The organism is Streptomyces palmae (assembly GCF_004684805.1).
Taxonomy (GTDB): domain Bacteria; phylum Actinomycetota; class Actinomycetes; order Streptomycetales; family Streptomycetaceae; genus Streptomyces; species Streptomyces palmae.
Map to the genome: position 1 here is coordinate 1 of NZ_SRID01000651.1, position 1,697 is coordinate 1,697.

Consider the following 1,697-nt stretch of genomic DNA (forward strand, 5'->3'; position numbering starts at 1 on the left):
GGTCTCCCTCCACCGATGCCCTCGACGGAAGCCCTCAGGGCTCGGTCCGGGGCGCCCCGGCGCGCCCTCCCTGCTCCTGTCCCCCTCCAGCAGCCCTGGACGGGGCGGCTCCTGGGTCAGAACGCCTGGCGCTCCTCCCCCGGCGCGAACTGCTGGGGCAGGGGCAGCTGGACGGTGAGCATCCGCTCCACGACGCGCAGGAACATGTCGGCGGCGCGCAGCAGGTCATCGGCGTCCCGGGGGCTGGCGGCGCCCGCTATCCCGGCTTCGGCGCGGGCCCGCCGATCGGCGCCCGCGGCGAAGAGCGCGCTCCACTCGGCCAGCTCCGGGGCCACTTCCGGCAGCAGCTCCCAGGCGCTGCGGATACGGGCGCGGCGCCGGCCGGAGGGCTCGGGCCTGGCGCGGACCGCCAGCACCGCGGCGGCGGTGCGCAGTGCGGCCAGGTGGGCGGTGGCGAAGCGCTCGTTGGCCGTCTCCAGCGAGGCGGCCTCGATCAGGCCCTGCTGCGCCTTGGTGAGCAGGGCGAGGGCTGCGGGCGGGGCGGTGGTGCGACGCGGCACCGGGGGGATGTAGTAGCTCGCGGGACCGGTCAACGAAGGGGCGGTGCCGGCGGCGCGGTGCCGGCGCGAAGCGGCGGTACTGGCCATGACGAACCTCCTGCCGTCGAGGGGCGGCACCGCCGGTGGTGGCGGCCCACCTGATGCGCCCATCGTCCGGCACACCACTGACAATCCGCCCTGACCTGCGACGTTACCGAGAGCGTCACCGGGAGCAGGGGCTCTTCCGGAGCTGCGGGAGGATGCTCCGGCGTCCGCTCGGCGGGGGCGGAGCATGGCACCTTGGCGCGGGCCCACGGCGGCCGGCCGTGCCCCGCGGGCGCGGCCCGGTCTGGTGGGGGCGGCCGGGCCAGGAGCCGCGCCGGTGCTCGCCCCCGGGCGCCCCTACTCTTCGGAAGCGGACCGGAACGGACCGTTCAGCGGGCAGAATCTGCGCATGGACAGCAGCAGCACACGCCGTAAGGCCACCCGGCGGAAGCTCTTCGACGCGGCGGTCACGCTCATCGCCGAACAGGGCTTCTCCTCCACCACGGTGGACGAGATCGCCGAACGGGCGGGTGTCGCGAAGGGCACGGTCTACTACAACTTCGCCAGCAAGACCGTGCTCTTCGAGGAGTTGCTGCGGCACGGCGTCGACCTGCTCGCGGACGCGCTCCAGCGCGCCGCCGACGAGACGGCCGAGCGCGGCGGCCGGCCACTGGACGCGCTGAGCGCGATGCTCCGGGCGGGCCTGGACTTCGTCTCCCGCTACCCGTCACTGACCCAGCTGTACGCGGCGGAGCTGTGGCGGACCAACCGGGCCTGGCAGTCCACGCTGACGCGGGTCCGCGAGCGGGCCATAGCGGTCATCGAGTCGGTGCTGCACGAGGCGGTGGCCGCGGGCGAGCTGAGCGAGGACATCGACATCCCGCTCACCGCCTCCGCGCTCTTCGGGATGGTGCTGGTGGCCGCCCTGGACTGGCAGTCGTACCAGCGGCACCGGTCGATCGAGGAGGTGCACTCGGCGCTGTCCGGTCTGCTCCAGGGCCGGATCGGCCTCACCGCCCGGCCGCGCGGAGCCCCGTCCGGCCTCTGACGCCCCTCACGGGCACGCTGTCCGGCCTCTTCCCCCACGGGCCCCACCCTGTCTCTTATACACAT

Annotated in this window: 2 protein-coding genes; one reads left to right on the forward strand and one right to left on the reverse strand. The window is 74.5% G+C overall.

Going from position 1 to position 1,697, the window contains the following annotated elements:
* Positions 1-116 precede the first annotated feature (116 nt).
* Positions 117-647: an SAV_6107 family HEPN domain-containing protein gene (locus tag E4099_RS31810; protein ID WP_135342559.1), complete on the reverse strand. Its 531-nt coding sequence runs from the start codon at positions 645-647 to the stop codon at positions 117-119.
* Between the two features lie 346 nt (positions 648-993).
* Between E4099_RS31810 and E4099_RS31815 the strand changes: the two genes are divergently transcribed.
* Complete coding sequence (locus tag E4099_RS31815; protein ID WP_135342560.1) at positions 994-1,632, forward strand: TetR/AcrR family transcriptional regulator; 639 nt, start codon at positions 994-996, stop codon at positions 1,630-1,632.
* Positions 1,633-1,697: the final 65 nt, after the last annotated feature.